The following is a 21,529-nucleotide window of genomic DNA, read 5'->3' as shown; positions in this document are numbered from 1 at the left end:
GTGCCGTATGCCTTCATGGCGATCGTGGTGGCGCCGTGGTGGCGCTACAAGGTGGCGCGCTGGGACGTCTCCAACACCGCGGTGTGCTCGCGGAAGGGCTGGTGGACCACGCAGTTCCGGATCGCCCCCCTGGTGCGGCTGCAGACGGTGTACACGACGCGCACCCTGTTCGAGCGGTGGTTCGGGCTAGCCACCGTCAACGCGTCCACCGCGTCCGCGCAGGGCACGGTGGAGATCCGGGGGCTGAACCTGGCGGACGCCGAGGCGCTGGCGCAGCACCTCATCGCGATCGCCAACCTGGACTCGGAGGACGGCACGTGACGGGCGCCGCGGGGCCGGACGATCCGGTAGGTGGCACGTCGGCGGGGGTGGAAACCCTCGGGGACGACGACAACGCCCGCACCCACCAGGACCCGGACCTCCACCCGGACACGGACACCGCCTCGGACTCGGACGCGGTTACCGACACGGAGACGCCCTCGGAGAAGGTCGATCCGGAGGCCCCGTGGGAGCGGTTGTCCTGGCGGATGCTCCTGGTCGACCCGCTGGGTTCGTTGACCCGGCTGGCGCCCCTGTTCCTCATCTCCCTGTGGCTGGGGTCCAATCGCAGCAACTACTGGTTCGAGTTCATCGTCATCTCGCTTGTCGTGGTAGCCGGCGTGCTGCGCTGGCTGTCGACGAGCTACCAGGTCGGCCGCACGCACATCATCCTCAAGAAAGGCTTCTTCAGCCGCCAGGTCGTCACGGTGGCCCGCAACCGCATCCGCAGTGTCGACACCGAGTCCGACCTGTTCCACCGCGTCATGCGGGTGTCGATCGTCGAGGTGGGAACCGGCCGTTCCGACGCGGGCAAGTCCGGGGCCGAGCGGTTCCGCCTCAACGCGATCGACACCTCCCTGGTCGAGCCCCTGCGCGACGAGCTTCTCAAGCACCGGCGTGCCCTGGACCCGAACCTGAGCCTCGAGGACGAGGAGCAGTGGGGGTCGCGGTTCGGTGAGGACATCGCCCGGTGGCGCGTCACGTGGGCCCGGTTCGCGCCTTTTTCGTTCATCGGGTTCGGTGTCCTGTTGTCGATGTGGCTCATCACGTGGCAGATGGGCGACATGCATTCGCGCATCATGGACCTGGCGCTGGTGGAGGGGACGATCGACTGGCTCGACTCCCTCGGTGAGCCGTACGCCGTGGTCGGCAAGGGCATCGCGATCTGGTTTGTCGCCGGCGTGCTGGGGATCATCACGTACGCCATCCGGTACGGCAAGTACGCCCTCACCGAGCGCGGTTCGGTGTTGTACGTGCAGAACGGCATCCTCCGTCGCAAGCATCAGGCGCTCGACAAGGCGCGTCTGCGCGGCGTGGAGATCCGTGTCCCCGTCTACCTCCGGATGCTCGGCGGCGGCCGGCTGGAGCCGGTCATGACGGGCACCAAGAAGGGTGCGGCGGCCTCGACGCTCCTGCCCCAGGCCCCGTTGAAGGACGTGCGGCGCGTGGCCACGCGCATCGTCGGTGACGAGATCCCGGTGACGGTTCGGCTGCGACGGCACCCGTGGAAGGCGACCCGGCGCCGGATCACGCGCGGGCTCCTCCCCTTCTGGATCGTCGCGGGCCTGTTCATCCTCATCCGCATCGATTCCGGGCCGTCGGCGGACGTATGGGTGTACTGGGGCATCCCCGCGGCCCTGGTGTTCTTTCTGCTGCTGTCCTTCGACCGGATCCGGCAACTCGGCCACGCCCTGCTGCCCGACATGCTCGTGACCTCGCACGGGTCGTGGGCGGCCAAGCGCACGGTGCTCGAGTCGGACGGCATCATCGCCTGGACCGTGAGCCAGTCGGTCTTCCAGCGCTCGGCCAAGGTCGCGACGGTCACCGCGGCGACCCCGGCCGGGGCCGGCGGCTACTCCGTGATGGACATGGACGCCGACGAGGCGTGGGCGCTCGCCGAGGCGCTGACGCCGGGGATCACGGACGTCTGGCAGTACGAGGGCGACCAGGACTCCGTCGGTTCGGTTTCACCGTCGTTGGGCGTCCGGCGTCAGTGATCGACCGTAGGTGGCCACCCACAGTGGGATCAGCCCGCCGAACACCAGCAGCCCCAGTCCGCGGAGGCTGATCGGCACCGGCATGTCGCCACCGGGCCCCATGTCGAGGGCGATCACGGTGATGATGAAGACCAGTGCGGGGAAAGCCGCCACGGCCTTGCTGTCCGACCACATCGCGGCCACACGGACCAGAAGGAGCGACCACGCCCCGGCCACCAGGATGGTGATCGGAAAAGGTACCGGTCCCACATACATCGTGAGCCAGGCCGAGGTCAGGACGCACATCGTCACCGCGCCCACCGCGAGCAGGACCAGCGCGACGGCCATCTCGATCAGGGATGCCGGCCCGGGCTTGGTCACCGTGGCCCGCGTCGTGCCGGGCTCGGACTCTGTCACTCGAACTCACCCATCCCGCTGAGCAGGTCGGCGCCCCCCGCCGGGCAGCGCTCATAGGTGCCGGTCTGCTCGTCGAAGTCGTGGCTGATGTACCACTCGACCTGGGCGACGGGCTGGAGCACTCCGTTGGTCAGTGCCAGGAACCAGGGCTCACCCTCTGCGTTCGGGACCAGTTCGAGCTGGGTGGCGTGTCCGGTGAGCGCCTCGAGCTTGGCCGCATACGCCATATCGCCCAGGGCGACGCGGTGAGTGAGCTTGCTGTCGGTGATCGAGGGCAATTCCTCGGCCTCGGCGTGACGTAGGTGGTCCGGCGGGGCCGAGTGCTGCCGGGTGACCTCCGAGCGTGCCGTGACGGTCCAGGCGATGCGGCGCGGACGGTGCGTCGCCTCCTCGACCGCGGCATGGACGATCGCGTGGGCCCGGATATGGTCCGGATGGCCGTACCCACCGTGCGGGTCGTAGGTCACCACCAGGTGCGGGCGCACCTCGTTCAGGAGCTCGACGAGTTCCGCGACCGCCGCCGGTCCGGAGTTCACGAATGCGCGCGGGTGCTGCGCTGAGGGAGTTCCGGCCATCCCGGAATCGCGCCACCGACCGGCTCCGCCCAGGAAATGGGTCCGGCGCACGCCCATCGCCCGCAGCGCTGTCGCCAGCTCGCTGATGCGGTATCCGCCCAGCTGGTCCGCCCGGTCGGCGACGAGACCGGCGAACTCATCGCCCAGTACCTCGCCCTCCTCACCGAGGGTGCAGGTAACCACGGTGACCTCGGCGCCGGCGGCCACCAGCATCGCGATGGTCCCGCCTGTGGTGATCGACTCGTCATCGGGATGGGCGTGGACGAGAAGGACTCGCAGTCCTGCCGCGACCGGGGCCTGGACCGGGGTCGACGACGAACTCACTGCCGGGTTCATCCGTTCCTCCTCCACGTGGGTGCGGCCTCGAAGACGTCGGTGACGGTACGGGCCACGCTCACATCAGTATCGTCCTCAGCGGCCGGCGGACCCCCCATCTCGAGTCCATCGTCTGCCAGGAGCATCGTAGGCCGCACGAGTGGGACACGCAGCGCGAGTTCTGAGACCAGGTCCCCGGCCGTCGTCAGGTCCGCGGTGCCCCGGGGAGCCTCGCCATCGGTATCGGCCACGGCGCCGGCCCCTGCTCCGGCTCCGTCGCTGCCCTCTACATTCGTTCCGGCGTTCGGGCCGAACCCGAGCGCGGCATCGATCCGGAGGTCACAGTGGCCGGCGACATCCGAGGTCCGGGCCTGGGCTCTGGCACCGAGCGTGCGTGCCGGGGTGGTCTCGGTACTGGTCGGGGTGGTCTCGTCGTCGGCCTCCTCCCCCTGAGCCGTGTCCCTCTCGGTCCGTGACGGCGCGGTGCGCTGCGAGGTCGGCGGGACGAGGCTGGAGACGGTCGTGGGCGGCCGCGAGGGAGTTGACGAGGTATCCGCCGATGCCGCGGGACTGTCGGTGCACGCGAACCTGGATACCGCGGCCAACTCCGGGTTGCCGTCGGTGGGCTGCCAGCCGACTACCGCATCGACCAGCCCGTGTGGCAGGGCATCGGCGTAGAGAGCTGTCGGTTCGAGCTCCCACACCTGCGCGCCGATACCGGCACCTCGCAGTTGATCCGCCAGGGTGTAGGCGGCGGTGGCAGCGCGATCATCGGCCGCCTCGACGCCGAGGGTGACGGTCAGCAGCTCACCGCTACGCTGCCACCACCCGCCCTGCCTCGAGTAGCCGGCCGCCGCCAACTCGCTCTCGGCGAGGTCACTGTCCGAGGTGGTGACGGCCGCGGCGCCCGCCGGGAAGGGGAACGACGAGACGCGGGGGTCGGCCTCGCCGGTGACGATGCGGCCCACCACGTCTGGGTCGATCGTGGCGGCCAGAGCCCGCCGGACGTTCTCCTGAGACACCGCCGGTGCCTCCGTGTTGAAGCCCAGTTCCAACTGCGCCGAGGCCATGACCGTGCTTCCGGCGACCCCGGGGACCGTCGCGGCGACATCGGCGGCGACGGGGGTATCCGCCACCATCGCCACGACGCCCGGTCCGTCTCGCAAGGCCGTACCCAACTGGCCGGGTCCGGTCTCACGCCGCACGACGATCTGCCCGATCGCGGGCGCCTTCGCCCAGTACCGGTCATTGCGGACGAACTCGATCTCCCCGCGCCCCAGGTCAGCGGCGCGGATCATGTAGGGGCCCGCGCTCATCACCGGCAGCCCGGACATCGCGCCCTCGAACCCGTCCGGCGCGTCTTTGAGGATGTGCCCCGGGAGCAGGTGGGTGAACAGGCTCCGCCAATGCTCCGGGGGCGCGTCGAACACCACGTCCACCACTTTGCCGCCGGCACCGGCGCGCACGGCGACGATCCGCTCGTACCCGGCCGGGTCCACCACTCCGGGCTGGGTGGTCATCTGACGCCACAGGTACTCGAAGTCCTCCGCGGCGACGGGCACGCCGTCTGACCATTGCGCGCCCGGATCGATGGTGTAGCGGATGGTGGACGGGTCGTCGGTCAGGGGCGCCGCGGAGACCAGCAGGTCGTCGTTGAGGACCGGTTCGCCGCGCGGCCCCGTCACGAACGCACTGGGCAACAGCAGCGAGGCGACCAGGTCGGTGTCGACCCCCTGGTCGGCGAGAAGGTGCGGGTTGAACCCCTCCTCGACCCTGTCGAGGGCGAGGAGGAGTCCGCCGGCGTCGAGACTGACGTCCTGTGCGGAGCCGGAGCCCTCCTCACCGCCGCCGACCACGGTCGGTGGTGGCGGGTCGGCCACGCAACCGGTGACGACGACGAGGGACACGGCCGCGGCCAGTGCGGCCACTGCCCGACGACGTCCAGTCGCCCCCTCCGTCGTCACATGGTCCCCTTGAGGTGAGCCCGTTACTGGTTTCGCGCCTTGGAGCGGCTACGGGCCTTGGCCCGCTCGGTCGCGGTGAGCAGCACCTTACGCACCCGGATCACCTCGGGGGCCACCTCGACGCACTCGTCTCCGGCGCAGAACTCCATGGCCTCTTCGAGGCTGAGGTTCTTGTGCTTGGAGAGGGTCTCGGTGGCGTCCGAGCTCGCCGCACGCATGTTGGTGAGCTTCTTCTCCTTGGTGATGTTGACGTCCATGTCCTCGGAGCGCGGGTTCTCGCCCACCACGACGCCCTCGTAGACCTCGGAGCCCGGCTCGATGAAGAAGTCGCCGCGGTCCGCGAGCCCCAGCAGCGCGAAGGTGGTGGCCTTGCCCGAACGGTCCGCGACGAGCGAGCCGGTGTGGCGGGCGCGGATCTCGCCGGCCCACGGCTCGTACCCGGCCGAGACCGAGTTGGCGATGCCGGAGCCACGGGTCTCGGTCATGAAGGTGGTGCGGAATCCGATGAGTCCGCGGGCGGGCACGGTGAACTCCATGCGGACCCAGCCGGAACCGTGGTTGCTCATCTGGTCCATCCGGCCCTTGCGGCCGGCCATCAGCTGGGTGACCGCACCCAGGTGCTCCTCGGGCACGTCGATGGTCATGTGCTCGAACGGCTCGTGGAGCTTGCCGTCGATCGTCTTGGTGACGACCTGCGGCTTGCCGACGGTGAGCTCGAAGCCCTCACGACGCATGGTCTCGACGAGCACGGACAGCGCCATCTCGCCTCGGCCCTGCACCTCCCAGTCGTCGGGCCGCTCGGTGTCCAGGACCTTGAGCGAGACGTTGCCGACCAGCTCCTGATCCAGGCGGGCCTTGACCATCCGGGCGGTGAGCTTGGTACCGCCGTTGCGGCCGGCCATGGGCGAGGTGTTGACGCCGATGGTCATGGAGATCGCCGGCTCGTCGACCGTGATGGCAGGCAGGGCCACCGGGTTCTCCGGATCGGCCAGCGTGTCACCGATCATGATGTCGCTGATGCCGGCCACGGCCACGATGTCGCCGGCGACGGCCTCGTCGGTCGGGACGCGCTCGACACCGTCGGTCTTGAGCAGCTCGGAGATCTTGACGGACTTGGTCTCCTGACCGCCGTCCGGGGTGTTGTGGATCCAGGCCACCTGCTGGCCCTTGCGCAGACGGCCGTTGTGGATCCGGACCAGGCCGATACGACCGAGGAAGTTCGAGGCGTCCAGGTTGGTGACGTGTGCCTGCAGCGGCGCCTCCACGTCGCCCTTCGGCGCGGGGATCACGTCATAGAGGAGCTTGAAGAGCCCGTCCAGGTTCTCGGAGTCGGGCTCCTGGCCGTTGTCCGGCTGCGTGGTGGACGCCTTGCCGGCGCGGCCGGAGGCGAAGACGACGGGGAGCTCGAGTGCGTGCTCGGCCGCGGCCTGGGCGGCCGGGTCCTCCAGATCGGCGGCCAGGTCCAGCAGCAGGTCCTGGGCCTCCTCGACGACCTCGTCGATCCGCGCGTCCGGACGGTCGGTCTTGTTGACCACGATGATCACGGGCAGCGACGCGCCGAGAGCCTTGCGCAGCACGAAGCGGGTCTGCGGCAGCGGACCCTCCGAGGAGTCGATGAGCAGCACCACGCCGTCGACCATCGACAGGCCGCGCTCGACCTCGCCACCGAAGTCGGCGTGACCGGGGGTGTCGATGATGTTGAGGACGAGGTCTCCGCCACCGGCGCCCGCGCCGGGGCGACGTACCGCGGTGTTCTTGGCGAGAATGGTGATGCCCTTCTCACGCTCGAGGTCACCGGAGTCCATGACGCGGTCCACCAGCTCCGCCCGTTCGTCGAACGCACCCGACTGACGCAGCAGTGCGTCGACGAGAGTCGTCTTGCCGTGGTCGACGTGCGCCACGATGGCGACGTTACGGAACTCGGTCAGGGCCATACGCTGGGTTCTCCCTCGGGGGCATTCGGCGCCGGGACGGCGGTGTGACCGCCGGGCGCGTGATGGGGATCGGCGGCATTTGGCCACGAGATCCACAGGCGCGTCCAGACAGGTCGCGCGTGCGGACCCACTTTACCCGCTAGAGGTCCACCCTCTATATCCACGGGAAGGGTCTGCACGCACTTTGTGCGCTAAGTCACCAGCACCGTTGGCCGCGTCAGCAGCACATGAACCGCCCCGCGGGAAGCCCTCTGTTATTTACATCACGCGCAACATCTGCAACACTGGCCACAGATCGGGCTCAGAGGCGCCTCCCCGGTATCGCCATCTGGGTGCTCTGTGAGAATATCTAGCGGTCGTCCGGTCGATCCGTTGACCGGTCCGCCCGCCTCATCCGAAGAATGGACTCGCCAGTGATCCGCCACTCGCTCAGGACCTCGTTCCGGACCCTCGGCATCGGCGCCGTCGCCGCCATGGCCGTTGGTCTGGCAGCGCCCGCCACTGCCAGCGCCCAGTCGCTCGACGAACTGGGTCGCCCGACCGAGCCGGTCCTGCAGGCCATGGAGAACCTGGCCGAGCAGCAGTGGATCCCCGAGGACAGCCGGGGTACCATTCTCCGCCTCGTAGGCTTCTTCCGCGGCTCCGGTGAGCCCGGGACCCCGCTCCCCGAGAACGGCCCGGTCATCGCGCAGTTCGCATACCCGACGATCATGCAGAACTGCATCGGCGGAGAGCAGACCGCCGTGGGTGCCGCCACCGCCGTGCCCGGCCCCGCCGATCTCCCGCTGCCCGGCATCCCCAACGGCCAGCTCGGCTTCGTCTTCACCGCGCTCGGCACCGAGGGCGTCGCCGAACACCAGGTGCAGCCCATGACCGTCGACTGGGTCAACATCCACAACGGCCGCACCGGCCAGACCGTGCTGACCTACAACGGCATCAACGAGGGCGGCCCGGCCACCCTCAACGGCGTCGCGGACACCGGTCCCGGCCACGTGCTCATGGTCCTGCGGGGCGGTGTCACCACCACGCTCGAGGACGGTGGGACGTCGAACTGCGTGCCGTTCCCGACCGTGGGTTCCGCCTTCGTCGGCTGACACCCCGAGTCCGAACCGGCCGCCGCACGAGGCGTAGCCGCGACGACACGACACCCCGGAAGCCACCATGACTTCTGTTGACACGGACTCCCCGCAGTTTCGTGACGCACTCGACACGGCCCGCCGCGCACTCCAGCGTGGCGGGCCGCTCGTCGTTCTGAGCGGGGCGGGCATGAGCGCCGAGAGTGGCGTGCCCACCTTCCGCGACGCACAGACTGGCCTGTGGGAGCGCTACGACCCCACCGACCTGGCCACCCCGGAGGCGTGGCGGGCCGATCGGGACATGGTGTGGGCCTGGTACCGCTGGCGAGAGCACCTGATCACCTCCACCACGCCCCACGCCGGCCATGTGGCCATCGCGCGGGCCGCGGCCCACCGTGAGGTCGAGGTGGTCACGCAGAATGTCGACGATCTTCACGAACGTGCCGGGTCCCCGGTGGTGCACCACGTCCACGGCAGCCTGTTCGCCCACCGCTGCGACACCTGCGCCACCCCGATCGAGGTGAGCCCACCGCCGCCGGAGCCTGTGGACCGGCTCGAGCCACCCCACTGCACACGCTGCGACGGGCGGGCTCGTCCCGGGGTTGTGTGGTTCGGCGAGACGCTCCCCCGCGCCCCCTGGGAGGCCGCGGTCAGGGCGGTCACGGCGGCCGGTGTCGTCGTCGTCGTCGGAACCTCCGGCCTCGTCTATCCCGCCGCGTCACTTCCCGGCCTCGCGGCCCAGGCGGGCGCCCCGGTGATCGAGATCAACCCCGGCCCCTCGGGACTCGGCGACGAGGTGGACGTCCACCTCCCCGCCCCGGCCGGGCAAGTCCTCCCGGCGCTCCTGGCCAGCTGACGGCGACGGCGCGGCCCGCCCCAGGTTGACGGGCGCGGCTGATCACACGGACCGCCATTCACGCCCGGTGCCACGACAAACGCCATAGGATTTCCACGCGCAGGTTCCCCCGCGCTGCCCATCCTTGAAGAGGGAGTTCTCATGGCCGACACTTCACCCGCACCACGGACGCTCGCCGTCGTGGCCGCGGAGTTCATAGGAACGTTCTGGCTCGTCCTCGGCGGCTGCGGCACCGCGGTGTTCGCCGCCGTGCAGGTCGCGCAGGCCGACACACTCGACATCCCCGTCGGCGTGGGTTACCTCGGGGTCGCGATCGCCTTCGGCCTGACCGTCGTCACCGGCGCGTACGCGGTCGCACACATCTCGGGCGCGCACTTCAACCCCGCCGTGTCCGTGGGAGCGGCGGTGGCCGGCCGTCTGCCCTGGGCCCAGGTGCCGGTCTACCTGATCAGCCAGGTGATCGGCGGACTCGTCGCCGGCGCCGTGATCTTCGTGGTCGCGTCCGGCAAGGACGGCTTCTCCGCCACCGGCAACATGGCCGCGAACGGCTACGGTGCCCACTCCCCCGACGGATACAGCCTGGTCTCCGCGCTGATCATCGAGATCATCCTGTCCGCGATCTTCATCTGGGTCATCCTCGGTGTCACCGACCGTCGCGCCCCGGCCGGGTTCGCCCCGCTCGGGATCGGTCTCACCCTGACGCTGATCCACCTCATCTCGATCCCCATCACCAACACCTCCGTCAACCCCGCGCGCTCCACCGCCGTGGCGTTCTTCAACGGCGACGGTGCGCCCGGACAGCTGTGGATGTTCTGGGTGGCGCCGCTGGTGGGCGCCGCGATCGCCGGGGTGCTCTACGGTCCGCTGTTCGGCGAGAAGTCGCGGACCCCCGTCCCGGCCTGACCGACCCGAACGCCAGCAGGGCCCGCGGATTCTGGGTTTCCGCGGGCCCTGCTGTCGTTCTCGCCGTACCGCTCACCGCCGCGGCGGGTCGGGATCGACGCGACCGGGCCCCTCGTTCAACGGCTCCGCCCGGCGGTGAGCGCCACCGTCGACACCCCGCTCGGGACCCCGGTCAGGGCCGACCTCGAAGAATCACTCGCGACCACCGTCGACTCCGCGCCCGTGGGCGCCGTTGGCGGGAGCTCTACCGTGGTCGTCGGGGGCCGCGGCTCTGCGGCGGGGATCGAGTTCATCCGCCGTACGTTCCATTTTTGAAACGTCGCGCTTCTGCTCCTCGAGCGCGTCCCGGTGACGGTCGGCATCCGCACGCAACTTCTCGGCCTCCGCGGCCTTCGCCCGGGCCTCCTGCTCGGCGGCGCCGGCCCGATGCTCCTGCTCACGCGCAACCGCGTGTTCGCGATCCAACGCCCGCTCCCGCTGCTGGGCGTCCCTCCGCAACTCAGCGGCCTCGGTGAGCTTCCTGCGGTTGTTGCTTCGGGTAACCAGTGCGATGAGCGCGATGATGACGATCACCGCGATCACCCCGATGACGATCCACATCACAGGGTCCACTGTCATCTCCTTCGTCGGGGACAGGTCTCCCCGCGAACCTAAGACCGAGCGGAACAGTGCGCCACCGGACCAGTCGCCAGCCAGGGCCACCGACATGCGATGGCCGCGGCCTGCGGGCACGGTATCGCGCTAGAAAGCCTCGCGGCGGGTCAGTCCGGCCTCACGGGCCTGACTGCTCAGGCGCTCACGGTGATCGGGGTGGGCTATCGCGATGAGCGCCTCGGCACGCCCCGCCACGGATTTACCGCGCAGTTCGGCGATCCCGTACTCGGTGACGACGTTCTCGATGATGTTCTTGTGCGTGGTCACCGTGCTGCCCGGAGTGAGCGACAGATTGATCCGGCTGATGCCCTTCGAGGTCTGCGACGGAGTCACGATGAAACCGTGACCTCCGGGCGAGAACGTGCACCCCCTCGCGAAGTCCGCCTGTCCCCCGGCCCCGGACCAGTACCGTCCCGCGATCGTCTCCGACGCAGCCTGCCCGTACAGGTCCACCTCACTGGTGGCGTTGACCGAGTACAGGTTGTGCTCCTGCCCGATCACCCGCGGATCGTTCACGATGTCCACCGGGAGCATCGCGACCGAGGGGTTGTTGTGCAGCCAGTCCATGAGCCGCTGGGATCCGACGGCGAAGGTGGTCACGTGCTTGAAGGGGCGCCCCGTCTTGCGCGAACCATCGATCACGCCGGCTCGGACGAGATCCATCACCCCGTCTGACAACGCCTCGGTGTGGATGCCCAGGTTCTTGTGGCCGGTGAGCTTCGACAAGAACGCGTTGGGGAGCTTGCCGACGCCGAGCTGGAGGCATGCGCCGTCCGGGACCCTGTCGGCGATGATCTCCGCGATCGCCTCGTCGATCGGACCGGGACGGGGCGGGTCGACCGTGATCATCGGTGCGTCGTTGCGCGTCAATCCGACTACCTGCGAGATGTGGATGTGGTTTCGCCCGAAGGTGCGGGGCATGTTCGCGTTGACCTCGACGAAGAACGGCACCTGACCGATGAAGGACGCGACATAGTCGGCGTTGGTCCCCATCGAGAAAAATCCGTGGTCGTCGATCTCCGAGACCATCGTCACCGCCAACCCGGGCGGCGAGAACTCCCGCATCGTTGCCGGCACCTGGGCGAAATCCACCGGCACCAACTCGCAGTGTCCGGCGTGGAAGTTCTCACGCGAACCCGGGCCCAGGAAGTAGTCGACGTGCCGGAGCCGGCCGGGGTGGGCGCCCTCCATGAAGGGCAGGGATTCCCACGGATCCATGTGGTGAACCGTCACGTCCTCGAGCTGATCCGCGCCCTCGTCCAGAGCTCGCAGTACCGCGGTCGGTGCCGCGTTCTGAATCGGGGCGATGACGTGCATCCCCGGGGTGACGTGGTCGAGAACCGCCGAGGCGGGTAGTTCTGTGTACCCGGACAAACGCATGGGAGCCTGCTCTCACTGACGACGGTGACAGAGATGTCGAGGGGTGGGCGGCCTCAATGGCGAGACCGGGACGAGGTTCGGGCGAGAACCAAGGGGCTGCGCTGGCAGCACTGCCGGGTGGTGCGCGATCACCCCAGTGCGGGGATCACCTCCCGCTCGAAGAGTTCGAGTCCGGAGGTGTCTGTAGCGATCTCCGGGAAGTAGAAGATCCCGTACTCCATTCCCAGGTTCTTCAGTTCTGTCAGCTTCTCCACGATCTGCTCGGGCGTCCCCACCGCCGGCAGCCCCTCGTAGGCGCCGAGCTGGCGCTCCGCCTCGTCCGCTCCGACGTAGCGGGCCATCCGGTCCCGGAGGAACGCCAACCTGTCCGCCACCTCGCGCTCGGTCTCGGCGATCGCGACGTTGTAGTTCGCAGTGCGGGTGATCTCCGCCGGATCACGTCCGATGTCTGCGCAGTGCCGGTGCAACACCTCGGACTTGTGGGCGAATCCCTCCGGGGTGCCGTCAAAATTCGTGTAGTCCGCGTACGTGGCGGCCATGCGCAGTGTTTTCCGCTCCCCGCCGCCGGCAATCCACACCGGGATCCCACCCTCCTGCAACGGACGCGGCTGCACGATGGCACCGTCCACCTCGTAGTGCTCGCCCGCGAACGAGACCACGCCCTCGGACCAGGCCTGGCGCATGATCTGCACGCCCTCGTCCAGCATTCCCAGACGGGTGCCCGCCGAGGGGAAACCAAAGCCGTACGCCTCCCACTCGTGCTGGTACCAGCCAGCGCCGATTCCCATCTCGACGCGACCGCCCGAGATCATGTCGACGGTGGCGGCCGTCTTGGCGAGCATCGCCGGGTTCCGGTAGCCGATACACGTACACATCTGCCCGAGGCGCACGCGCGACGTCGTCGCCCCGAGAGCGGCCATGAGACTCCACGCCTCGTGCGTGGCCTCCGTCTCGGTCAGTGGCGAGGTGTGCATGTGGTCGTACACCCACACCGACTCCCACGGACCGGCATCCGCCCGGGACGCGAGATCCGAGATGGTGAACCAGTGGTCGGCGGGTGGGGTGTCAACCAGGTCGAGTCGCCAGCCCTGGGGAAGAAACATTCCGAAACGCATAACAGCGAGCGTAGCCCCGCCGCGACCACCGGGCGCCGGATGTCATCTCGCGTTCACGACGACCTGAACGATCAACCCGGTGTGGGGGCACGAATCAGGTCCGAGAACCCTTGTCGTCGTCGTTATCGTCGTTGTCGGGCGGGTCCGCCTCCCCGGCGGGCACCACATGGCCCCGTGGACGAGGCCCGCCTGTGGGGCGCCCCAACAGCGCCACACGCACGGTCGCCTCGTCAGCCCCGGGCTGGTGCTCACCGATCCGTGCGTCGGCGGGGACCTCCACGTCCGAATCGACCACCGCCGTCTCCACCCGGGCACCCGAGCGCACCACGGCGCCGGGCAGGATCACGCTGTCACGAACCGTCGCGCCGTCCTCGACCACGGCACCCGGACCGACCACCGAATGCTCGACCGTCCCCCGGACGACCGCGCCGTGCCCCAGAAGCGAACTCGTGACCACCGCCTGCGACCCCGTCCTGGCCGGCCCGCTGTAGGAGGAGACGGTCCGCAACGGCCAACCGGGAACGTCGAGTTCATGAACCGGTGGCTCACCCAGCAGATCCATGTGCCCAGCCCAGTACGAGGCGATCGTTCCCACGTCCCGCCAATAGCCCTCCAGCCGCCACTCACGCGCATGACCGGCTGCGACCATCTCAGGCAGGACGTTGTCCCCGATATCGCCCGGATCTCCGTCCCCGGAGGCGAACGCCTCGTCATGGGCGGTTTCGAGGGCCGAGATGAGGGCCGCGGTGTTGAACACGAAGATCTCGGCGCAGATCAGGTCAGAGGCAGGGTCCCGGGGCTTGTAGCTGTAGGAGGTGACAACGCCGTCGTCGTCGACCTCCACCACCCCGTACCTCCCGGCATCGCCGGGGTCGACGCGCGTGGTCACCATCGTGACCTCGGCGAACGACGCCAGGTGATCACGCACGAGCGCCTCGTAGTCCAGGCGGTACACCGCATCCGCGCTGACCACCACGGTCACCTCCGGACCGGCCTCGCGCAGGGGTTCCACCTGTTTCCACAACGCGTCGGTGGTGCCCGAATGGAACCCGTCGCGTCCCGTGCCCTGCGAGGGATGAAGGACCAGCAGACCCCCGTCGAGGCGATCCAGATCCCATGGCCGGCCGCTGCGCAGGTGGGCGCCGAGCGATACGGGATGGAATTGCTGGATCACCCACACGTCCCTCAGACCGGAGTTGGCCGCATTGCTCAGGGCGAAATCCACGAGGTGGTAGCCGCCGCCGAACGGCACGGCGGGTTTGGCGCGGTCGCTCGTCAGAGCTCGGAGTCTGGAGCCTGCGCCACCGGCGAGAACAATCGTCACGACTGAGGGTGGGGCCATGGACATTCACGTCCTTTCCCGCGCCGCGCGGGGACGCGTAGACCGCGCGCGGATACGGCGCGGATGCGTCAGCCTATCGGCAAGACCATGACATCCGCATCCGCTCGTTTCCTCAGGCGCTGAACGCCGAGACCTCCGCATCGGCGGAGTCATCCTCGCCGTCGAAGTAGAGCGCGACATACCGGCCCGCGACCTGTGTGACCTGCATATCCATGTCGTACACGTCGCGCAAAACCTCGGTGCACATGATGTCGGCAGGCGTTCCGTCCGCGATGATCCGGCCGTCCTTCATCGCGATGATCCGGTCCGAGTACGCGGCCGCGATGTTGATGTCATGGATGACCAGCACGATGGTCTTGCCCCGCTCGGCCGCCGTCCGACGCAGCAGACGCATGATCGAGGTGGCATGGCGAAGGTCCAGGTTGTTGAGCGGCTCGTCCAACAGGACGTAATCGGTGTCCTGCGCGAGCACCATCGCGATGTGCGCACGCTGGCGCTGGCCGCCGGACAGCTCATCGAGGTAGCGGTCGGCGAACTCCTCGAGCTCCATCGCGGACAACGCGTACTCCACGTGCTCGATGTCGTCAGGAGACGGACGACCACCGTTGTGCGGGAAGCGTCCGAATCCGACGAGCTCGCGGACCGTGAGGCGGATCGCCATCGAGTTCTCCTGGCGCAGCACCGCCAGACGGCAGGCCAGCTCTCGGCCTCCGTTCTTCGACACGTCCACACCGTCGACCAACACTCGGCCCGAGTCGGAGTGCTGGAGGCGGCTCATCACGCCCAGCAGCGTCGACTTACCGGCACCATTCGGTCCGATCAGCGACGTGACGCCACCCTGGGCGAAGCAGGCCGTGACGTCGTGAAGCACCTGGGTGTCGCCGTAGGACGAGCACACCGACTGCGCCTCGATGCCACAGCCGGGCACCCACTGGCTCCGCTCGGAACGGCGCTCGCGGCGTCGGAATGGGAGAAGGGACATGGTGTGCCTTCCTTTCAGCGTGCGCGGTTGGTCAGGAGGAGGAACAGGAAGAGCAGGCCACCGACGAACTCGATGATGATGCTCAGAGCGGACTCGACACCGAGGGACGCGAGAACCATCTCGCCACCAGCCAGCGCGATCACGCCCAGCAGGCAGGCGACGGGGAGGGTGAACCGGTGCAAGGTCGTGCCCAGGAGTGCATAGGCAGCGTTCGCCACGATGAGCCCGAAGAACATCACCGGGCCGATCAATGCCGTCGAGGCGGACACGAGGAACGACACGACCACCAGCACGACGATCGTCACCTGTCGGTGGTTGACGCCGAGTGCGACAGCCGGATCGCGGCCGAGGAGCATCACGTCGAGCCGACGACCGAGTATCGCGACTACCACCAGTCCAGCGAGGACGATCGCGCCGCACGCGATCAACACATCCACTTGGACGCCGCGGAAGCTGGCGAACATCGCATCCTGGACCTGCAGGTAGGCCGCCGGATCCAGCAGCCTCTGGAAGAACGACGAGATGGATCGGAAGAAGACCCCGAACACGACGCCCACGAGGAGCAGCAGATGGATGTCGGTCTTTCGTCCGCCGAGCAACCAGAGGTACAGGGAGGTCGAGGCGATGACCATGATCGCGGTCTGCGACAGGAATCCCGACAGCCCACCGCTCGTGAGTCCACCGGCGATCGCTGCATCGCGCGGGACCATGAAGAACACGAGCATCGTCTGGATGAGCAGGTACAGCGAGTCGAAACCCATCAACGCCGGCGTGAGGATCCGATTGCCCGTGACGGTCTGGAACAGCACTGTGGACACGCCCACCGCCACCGAGACCAGAACGATGGCGACGGCGTGCCGGGACAGTCGGTCCAGTGAATAGCTCCAGGCCTTGGAGCCGACGGTATCGGGAAGACCGACCAGGACCAGTGCCGCCAGCGACGCGGCCGCGAGCACTGCGCATACGACGACGACGGCCCAGCGGCGCCGCCGATCCGATTCCGCTCGCTTCACTCCCGGTGCGTGGTGCACGGGCCGGGCCTCGAGGGTTGCGGAGTCAGCCATTGCGTACCCCCTTGAGCATCATCGCCAGGAAGACCGCGCCACCGAGGACGCCCACGATGGTTCCAACAGGGATCTCGCCGGCGCCCGGCGCACCGTCGACGAACAGCCCCGGCAGGGACCGACCGACGATGTCGCAGACGAGGACGGTGACCGCACCGAGCATCGCCACCAAGGGCAGGCCTCGCCGGGCGTCATCGCCGACCAGGCGTGAGACCACGTTCGGGACGACGAGTCCCAGCAACGGAAGTGCACCGACGGTGACCACCACGACGGCGGCGACCGCCGCGACGATGGACATGCCCAGTGCCACCACCGTGCGGTGGTTCAGCCCGAGCCCCGTCGAGACGTCCTCGCCCAGGCCGGCAACCGTGAAGCGGTCGGCGGCGATGTAGGCCATGATGCCAAGTCCGGCCACCAGCCATAGCAGCTCGTATCGCCCGGCGAGCACGGCGGAGAAGTCCGCGAGCATCCAGGAATTGAGCATCTGAAGCAGGTCCCTGGACAAGGCCAGGAACGCCGCCACCGCACCGATGACCGAGCCGAGCATGATCCCGATAAGCGGCACGATGAACGTGTCCGCCTTGGGGACCCGACGGATGGCGGCGAGAAACAGTGCGGTGCCGGCCAGTGCGAAGACCATCGCGGCGAGCATCTTGACGACGATCGGGGCACCGGGCGCGAGAATCGCCACGATCACCAGACCGAGACCGGCCGATTCAACGGTGCCGGCGGTCGAGGGCTCCACGAAGCGGTTGCGGGTGAGCAACTGCATGAGCAGGCCGGCGATCGCGAGCGAGGCCCCAGCCAACGCCGCAGCGGCGGTCCGGGGCAGACGGGCCTCCACGAGGTAAACCGCATGTGCCTCGGTGAGTCCGCCCGCGAGCACGTCCCACACCGTGATGTTCGCGGCGCCGACGAAGACGCTCGCGACGAGTGAGAGGACGAGCGCTACGACGCCGAAGGCCGGCCACAGCGAGCTTCGCTGCGGCCGGCGCTCCAGCACTGTCGTGGTCATCGTGAGACTGGTACTGCTGTCAGGAGACAGCGTTGTCGATCTCGAGGATCATCGAGTTGAGTACGCCCAGTCCGCCGCCGACCAGGTACCAGTTCTGGCCATCAAGGATGTGGACGTTGCCGTTGGAGGCGGCCTCGGTGCGGTTGAACACCGGGTTGTCGAGCAGCGCGGTGGCGGCCTCGCCCTCCGAACCGATCGCGGCGTCACGGTCGATGACGAAGACGTGATCCGGGTTCAGCTCGGCGATCTGCTCCCAGCTCAGCGGTGCGCCGTGGCTGCCCTCGGACTCGAGGTTACCGGCGGCCGGCTCCATGCCCAGCTCGTTGTAGATCAGGTCGAAACGCGAACCCGGGCCGTAACCGGTGACCTTGCCGCCGGAGGTCATGAGGACCAGTGCGGTCCCGGCGCCTTCGGCCTTGCCGCGAGTCTCGGCGACCTGGTCATCGATCTCGTCGAGCTTCTCGGATGCGGCGTCCTCCTCGCCGAACAGGGCGGCGATCTCCTCGACCTTGGCGCGGTTGGAGGCGACGGTGTCCGACGTGTCCGGGTCGCCGGCCACGACCTGGTCGGAGACCTTGGCGAACTCCGGCTCCATCGCACGGGTGCGGTTTCCGTACAGGATCAGGTCCGGTCCGAGCTCGGCGATTACGTCCATCTTCGGCTCCTTGAGGCTGCCGATGTCCGTGTACTCGTCTCCCGAGTAGGTGCTCAATGCGTCCGGGAAGACTCCGGTCTTGACCAGACCGATGACATTGTCCTCAAGATCGAGCTCGTCCAGCGTGTTCGCTGCCGCATGGCTGGTGAGCACAACGCGGGACGGGACCTCGCTCTCGGCACCGCCGGACTGCGCGTCCGATGTGCCGCACGCGGTCAGTGCGCCACCGGTCAGCGCGAGCGCGGCTGCAGCGGCGACGATCTTAGGGAATCGCTTCATATTCTGAGTCTCCATACGTAATGCGAAAGGTTAGGCTCACCTTAGCGTCACAATCGCACGTGGGGCAAAAGTGAGGGATGGCTAACCTCACTACCTGCGATTTTATGTTCCACGACACACCTGAAAACTCCCCCATCGACGGCAAAGGACGCGAGGCCGACCGGAACTCTGTCGATGTGGTGAAGGCGGTCGCGAACGCCGGATGACCCTGCCGCATGCGGGACGAGGATTAGGCTCGAACGCGACGGCGATCACGTAATGGAGGTCAGTGATGCCGAACTCCGGACGACAGCAGGAGATCTCCGAGGCCATGCGCCGGCAGGACCGTCGAAGGTTCCTGCCCCCGGAGGTCGTCGACGAACACGCCCGCGATGCTCCCCTGCCCATCGGGTACGGACAGACCAACTCGCAACCGTCGACCGTGGCCGCGATGCTCGAGTTGCTCGACCCGTTTCCCGGCATGCGGGTCCTCGACGTCGGATCCGGGAGCGGGTGGACCTCGGCGATCCTCGGCGAGCTCGGTGGCCCGGACTCAATCGTCCACGCCGTCGAGCGGGTTCCCGAGCTGGTCGATCGATCACGGCTGGCGATCAACCAGGAATGGGTGCAGGTGCATCCGGCGCAGCCCGGAGTGCTGGGACTGCCCGACCTCGCGCCGTTCGACCGCATCCTGGTCTCGGCGATGGCAGATGACATTCCGACGGAACTGGTCGGCCAACTCGCTGACGGCGGGATCATGGTGGCGCCCTGGGGTGAGGTGATGCACCGCGTCCGGCGGCGTGGAGACGACGTCCGGATCACCGAGCACGGCGGCTACGTCTTTGTGCCCCTGATTCACACCCGATTCTGAACTGTGCGTTCGGACACTTATTCTTGAGTGGCGTACCTATAACCTGATCAGCCAGGAGCGTCGTCAATGCCCGAGTTCGTCTATGAGGACCTTCTCCCCGTCGGAGAGGACACCACGGAGTACCGACTCCTCACCACGGAGGGTGTCTCCACCGTGGAGGGCCCGGACGGCACGCAGTTCCTCAAGGTGGAGCCCGAGGCGATCCGCCTGCTCACCGAGACGGCGATGCAAGACATCTCGCATTACCTCCGCAGTGATCATCTGCAGCAGGTCGCCAAGATCCTGGACGATCCCGAGGCGAGCGACAACGACAAGTTCGTCGCCCTGGACCTGCTCAAGAACGCCAACATTGCCGCTGGCGGCGTGCTGCCCATGTGCCAGGACACCGGCACCGCGATCGTCAAGGGCGAGCGCGGTCAGCGCGTCTTGACCGAGGGGCCGGACGAGGAAACCGTGTCCCGCGGCGTCTACGACGCGTTCACCCGCCTCAACCTGCGGTACTCGCAGAACGCTCCGATCACCATGTGGGAGGAGAAGAACACCGGGCACAACCTGCCGGCGCAGATCGAGATCGGCGCCGACACCAAGCCCGGCCACGAGAACTCCTACAAGTTCCTGTTCATGGCCAAGGGCGGCGGATCGGCCAACAAGTCCTTCCTGTACCAGGAGACCAAGGCCATCCTGAATCCCGACCGGATGATGCAGTTCATCGAGGAGAAGATCCGCTCCATCGGTACCGCGGCCTGCCCGCCGTACCACCTGGCGATCGTCATCGGCGGCACCTCGGCCGAGTACACGGTCAAGACCGCCAAGCTTGCCTCGGCGCACTACCTGGACGAGCTGCCGCGCGAGGGCGCCATGACCGGCCGCGGTTTCCGAGACGTCGAGCTCGAGGAGAAGGTCTTCGAGCTGACCCAGAAGATCGGCATCGGCGCGCAGTTCGGCGGCAAGTACTTCTGCCACGACGTACGCGTGGTCCGCCTCCCCCGCCATGGCGCGTCGCTGCCCGTCGCGATCGCGGTCTCCTGCTCGGCCGACCGTCAGGCCAAGGCCAAGATCACCCCGGAGGGCGTGTTCCTCGAGCAGCTGGAGTTCAACCCCGGCCAGTACCTGCCAGCCACGACCGATGCCGAGCTCGACGCCGCCACCGACGGCATCTCGGGCACCGGCAAGGGTGCCGCGGTGAAGATCGACCTGAACAAGCCGATGCCGGAGATCCTTGCCGAGCTGAGCAAGCATCCGGTCAAGACCCGCCTGTCGCTGACGGGTCCGCTGGTGGTGGCCCGCGACATCGCGCACTCCAAGATCAAGGAGCGTCTCGACGCCGGCGAGGAGATGCCGCAGTACCTCAAGGACCACCCCGTCTACTACGCCGGCCCGGCCAAGACCCCGGAGGGCATGCCGTCCGGCTCGTTCGGCCCCACCACGGCCGGCCGCATGGATTCCTACGTCGAGCAGTTCCAGGCCGCGGGCGGCTCCATGGTCATGCTCGCCAAGGGCAACAGGTCCAAGCAGGTCACTGACGCGTGCGCCACGCACGGCGGCTTCTACCTCGGATCGATCGGCGGTCCGGCAGCGCGCCTGGCGCAGGACTGCATCAAGCACGTCGAGGTCATCGAATACGAAGAGCTCGGCATGGAAGCCGTGTGGAAGATCGACGTGGAGGACTTCCCGGCGTTCATCGTCGTCGACGACAAGGGCGAGGACTTCTTCGCGCACACCGGCGAGGTCACGCTGACCATCGGCAAGCGCCCCGGCCTGTAGGACCGGACACCCGCCCGGCGAGTCGCCGCGCTCCCGAGCTGAGGGGCGGCATCCACACCTCGAGTGCGGATGCCGCCCCTTAGTCATCCTCACTATTTTCTTTAGTCACCCTCACTACTTACTGAGGCCCGCAGTGGCCTGCGACACGCCGGATTCGCCTGTTCCGTCGCAGTTCCGAAGGGGTTTATCGAATGGTGATCCAAAAATGTGGCGACGACGAAACGCCAACGAATACTGTTGCGCCGCAGAGGTTATGGAAAGCCGACAGAAAGGATTTCTGATGCGCAAGACCATTATCGCCGCTTCGGCGGCTGCCCTGCTGGCACTGGCGGGCTGCAGTTCGGACGACGGAGGAGTCGACGTGGACGGCGCCA

At 68.0% G+C, this 21,529-nt stretch carries 19 protein-coding genes; 7 read left to right on the top strand and 12 right to left on the bottom strand.

Annotated features, from left to right (window positions below):
• A partial coding sequence (locus tag G6016_RS00705) for a PH domain-containing protein (RefSeq protein ID WP_182630794.1) occupies nucleotides 1-321 on the top strand: 321 nt, incomplete at its 5' end.
• Nucleotides 318-2,036: a PH domain-containing protein gene (locus tag G6016_RS00700; RefSeq protein WP_338403461.1), complete on the top strand. Its 1,719-nt coding sequence runs from the start codon at nucleotides 318-320 to the stop codon at nucleotides 2,034-2,036. The genes G6016_RS00705 and G6016_RS00700, both read left to right, overlap by 4 nt.
• On the opposite strand, the gene G6016_RS00695 is transcribed toward G6016_RS00700, so the two are convergent.
• Genes G6016_RS00695 through typA form a run of 4 tightly spaced genes read right to left on the bottom strand, consistent with a single transcriptional unit; the run spans nucleotide 2,007 to nucleotide 7,220 of the window.
• The gene (locus tag G6016_RS00695; RefSeq protein ID WP_338403460.1) at nucleotides 2,007-2,432 is read right to left on the bottom strand and encodes a hypothetical protein; all 426 of its coding nucleotides are present in this window, start codon (nucleotides 2,430-2,432) and stop codon (nucleotides 2,007-2,009) included. The two genes, G6016_RS00700 and G6016_RS00695, sit on opposite strands and share 30 nt — an antisense overlap.
• Nucleotides 2,429-3,343: an N-acetyl-1-D-myo-inositol-2-amino-2-deoxy-alpha-D-glucopyranoside deacetylase gene (gene mshB / locus G6016_RS00690; protein WP_182630793.1), complete on the bottom strand. Its 915-nt coding sequence runs from the start codon at nucleotides 3,341-3,343 to the stop codon at nucleotides 2,429-2,431. Before mshB ends, G6016_RS00695 begins: the two co-directional genes overlap by 4 nt.
• Nucleotides 3,340-5,286 (bottom strand): ABC transporter substrate-binding protein, encoded by a 1,947-nt coding sequence (locus tag G6016_RS00685; RefSeq protein ID WP_182630792.1) that lies wholly within the window; start codon nucleotides 5,284-5,286, stop codon nucleotides 3,340-3,342. Before G6016_RS00685 ends, mshB begins: the two co-directional genes overlap by 4 nt.
• Before the next feature lie 23 nt (nucleotides 5,287-5,309).
• Nucleotides 5,310-7,220: a translational GTPase TypA gene (gene typA / locus G6016_RS00680; protein ID WP_182630791.1), complete on the bottom strand. Its 1,911-nt coding sequence runs from the start codon at nucleotides 7,218-7,220 to the stop codon at nucleotides 5,310-5,312.
• A 413-nt stretch (nucleotides 7,221-7,633) separates the two neighbouring features.
• Here typA and G6016_RS00675 point away from each other — a divergent pair, with 413 nt between their 5' ends.
• The 3 genes from G6016_RS00675 (at nucleotide 7,634) to aqpZ (ending at nucleotide 10,055) form a co-directional block, all read left to right on the top strand.
• Nucleotides 7,634-8,314: an Rv1157c family protein gene (locus tag G6016_RS00675; protein WP_182630795.1), complete on the top strand. Its 681-nt coding sequence runs from the start codon at nucleotides 7,634-7,636 to the stop codon at nucleotides 8,312-8,314.
• Between the two features lie 67 nt (nucleotides 8,315-8,381).
• Nucleotides 8,382-9,152 carry an SIR2 family NAD-dependent protein deacylase gene (locus G6016_RS00670; protein WP_182630790.1) on the top strand — a complete coding sequence of 257 codons (771 nt, stop codon included), beginning with the start codon at nucleotides 8,382-8,384 and terminating at the stop codon, nucleotides 9,150-9,152.
• Nucleotides 9,153-9,293: 141 nt separating this feature from the next.
• Nucleotides 9,294-10,055 (top strand): aquaporin Z, encoded by a 762-nt coding sequence (aqpZ, locus tag G6016_RS00665; protein ID WP_182630789.1) that lies wholly within the window; start codon nucleotides 9,294-9,296, stop codon nucleotides 10,053-10,055.
• 192 nt (nucleotides 10,056-10,247) lie between these two features.
• Here the strand turns inward: aqpZ and G6016_RS00660 are convergent, their stop codons facing one another.
• From G6016_RS00660 to G6016_RS00625, 8 genes are all read right to left on the bottom strand, one after another.
• Nucleotides 10,248-10,673: a hypothetical protein gene (locus G6016_RS00660; protein WP_182630788.1), complete on the bottom strand. Its 426-nt coding sequence runs from the start codon at nucleotides 10,671-10,673 to the stop codon at nucleotides 10,248-10,250.
• A 123-nt stretch (nucleotides 10,674-10,796) separates the two neighbouring features.
• Complete coding sequence (locus tag G6016_RS00655) at nucleotides 10,797-12,089, bottom strand: acetyl-CoA hydrolase/transferase family protein (protein WP_182630787.1); 1,293 nt, start codon at nucleotides 12,087-12,089, stop codon at nucleotides 10,797-10,799.
• Between the two features lie 128 nt (nucleotides 12,090-12,217).
• Nucleotides 12,218-13,204 carry an LLM class F420-dependent oxidoreductase gene (locus G6016_RS00650; RefSeq protein WP_182630786.1) on the bottom strand — a complete coding sequence of 329 codons (987 nt, stop codon included), beginning with the start codon at nucleotides 13,202-13,204 and terminating at the stop codon, nucleotides 12,218-12,220.
• A gap of 94 nt (nucleotides 13,205-13,298) precedes the next feature.
• Nucleotides 13,299-14,546 carry a glucose-1-phosphate adenylyltransferase family protein gene (locus tag G6016_RS00645; protein WP_182630785.1) on the bottom strand — a complete coding sequence of 416 codons (1,248 nt, stop codon included), beginning with the start codon at nucleotides 14,544-14,546 and terminating at the stop codon, nucleotides 13,299-13,301.
• Nucleotides 14,547-14,658: 112 nt separating this feature from the next.
• On the bottom strand, nucleotides 14,659-15,528 hold the full coding sequence (locus G6016_RS00640; protein WP_182630784.1) for an iron ABC transporter ATP-binding protein: 870 nt from the start codon (nucleotides 15,526-15,528) through the stop codon (nucleotides 14,659-14,661).
• A gap of 14 nt (nucleotides 15,529-15,542) precedes the next feature.
• Nucleotides 15,543-16,592, bottom strand: a complete 1,050-nt coding sequence (locus G6016_RS00635; RefSeq protein ID WP_182630783.1) for an iron chelate uptake ABC transporter family permease subunit — start codon at nucleotides 16,590-16,592, stop codon at nucleotides 15,543-15,545.
• A complete protein-coding gene (locus G6016_RS00630; RefSeq protein ID WP_182630782.1) occupies nucleotides 16,585-17,607 on the bottom strand; it encodes an ABC transporter permease in 1,023 nt (340 codons plus the stop codon). Before G6016_RS00630 ends, G6016_RS00635 begins: the two co-directional genes overlap by 8 nt.
• Nucleotides 17,608-17,626: 19 nt before the next feature.
• Nucleotides 17,627-18,541: a siderophore ABC transporter substrate-binding protein gene (locus G6016_RS00625; RefSeq protein WP_182630781.1), complete on the bottom strand. Its 915-nt coding sequence runs from the start codon at nucleotides 18,539-18,541 to the stop codon at nucleotides 17,627-17,629.
• Nucleotides 18,542-18,812: 271 nt separating this feature from the next.
• Between G6016_RS00625 and G6016_RS00620 the strand changes: the two genes are divergently transcribed.
• Nucleotides 18,813-19,391: a protein-L-isoaspartate O-methyltransferase family protein gene (locus G6016_RS00620; RefSeq protein ID WP_182630780.1), complete on the top strand. Its 579-nt coding sequence runs from the start codon at nucleotides 18,813-18,815 to the stop codon at nucleotides 19,389-19,391.
• 66 nt (nucleotides 19,392-19,457) lie between these two features.
• Nucleotides 19,458-21,155 (top strand): fumarate hydratase, encoded by a 1,698-nt coding sequence (locus G6016_RS00615; RefSeq protein WP_182630779.1) that lies wholly within the window; start codon nucleotides 19,458-19,460, stop codon nucleotides 21,153-21,155.
• Nucleotides 21,156-21,529 lie beyond the last annotated feature (374 nt).

The organism is Dietzia aerolata, assembly GCF_014144865.1.
Taxonomy (GTDB): domain Bacteria; phylum Actinomycetota; class Actinomycetes; order Mycobacteriales; family Mycobacteriaceae; genus Dietzia; species Dietzia aerolata.
The sequence above is the reverse complement of the archived record's forward strand: the minus strand, read 5'-3'. Positions and strand labels throughout refer to the sequence as shown.

Bases quoted from the DNA above. Each gene is read 5' to 3' on its own strand.
- mshB (WP_182630793.1), bottom strand. From the start codon at position 3,343: ATGAACCCGGCAGTGAGTTCGTCGTCGACCCCGGTCCAGGCCCCGGTC.
- typA (WP_182630791.1), bottom strand. From the start codon at position 7,220: ATGGCCCTGACCGAGTTCCGTAACGTCGCCATCGTGGCGCACGTCGAC.
- G6016_RS00670 (WP_182630790.1), top strand. From the start codon at position 8,382: ATGACTTCTGTTGACACGGACTCCCCGCAGTTTCGTGACGCACTCGAC.
- aqpZ (WP_182630789.1), top strand. From the start codon at position 9,294: ATGGCCGACACTTCACCCGCACCACGGACGCTCGCCGTCGTGGCCGCG.
- G6016_RS00660 (WP_182630788.1), bottom strand. From the start codon at position 10,673: ATGACAGTGGACCCTGTGATGTGGATCGTCATCGGGGTGATCGCGGTG.
- G6016_RS00655 (WP_182630787.1), bottom strand. From the start codon at position 12,089: ATGCGTTTGTCCGGGTACACAGAACTACCCGCCTCGGCGGTTCTCGAC.
- G6016_RS00650 (WP_182630786.1), bottom strand. From the start codon at position 13,204: ATGCGTTTCGGAATGTTTCTTCCCCAGGGCTGGCGACTCGACCTGGTT.
- G6016_RS00645 (WP_182630785.1), bottom strand. From the start codon at position 14,546: ATGGCCCCACCCTCAGTCGTGACGATTGTTCTCGCCGGTGGCGCAGGC.
- G6016_RS00640 (WP_182630784.1), bottom strand. From the start codon at position 15,528: ATGTCCCTTCTCCCATTCCGACGCCGCGAGCGCCGTTCCGAGCGGAGC.
- G6016_RS00635 (WP_182630783.1), bottom strand. From the start codon at position 16,592: ATGGCTGACTCCGCAACCCTCGAGGCCCGGCCCGTGCACCACGCACCG.
- G6016_RS00630 (WP_182630782.1), bottom strand. From the start codon at position 17,607: ATGACCACGACAGTGCTGGAGCGCCGGCCGCAGCGAAGCTCGCTGTGG.
- G6016_RS00625 (WP_182630781.1), bottom strand. From the start codon at position 18,541: ATGAAGCGATTCCCTAAGATCGTCGCCGCTGCAGCCGCGCTCGCGCTG.
- G6016_RS00620 (WP_182630780.1), top strand. From the start codon at position 18,813: ATGCCGAACTCCGGACGACAGCAGGAGATCTCCGAGGCCATGCGCCGG.
- G6016_RS00615 (WP_182630779.1), top strand. From the start codon at position 19,458: ATGCCCGAGTTCGTCTATGAGGACCTTCTCCCCGTCGGAGAGGACACC.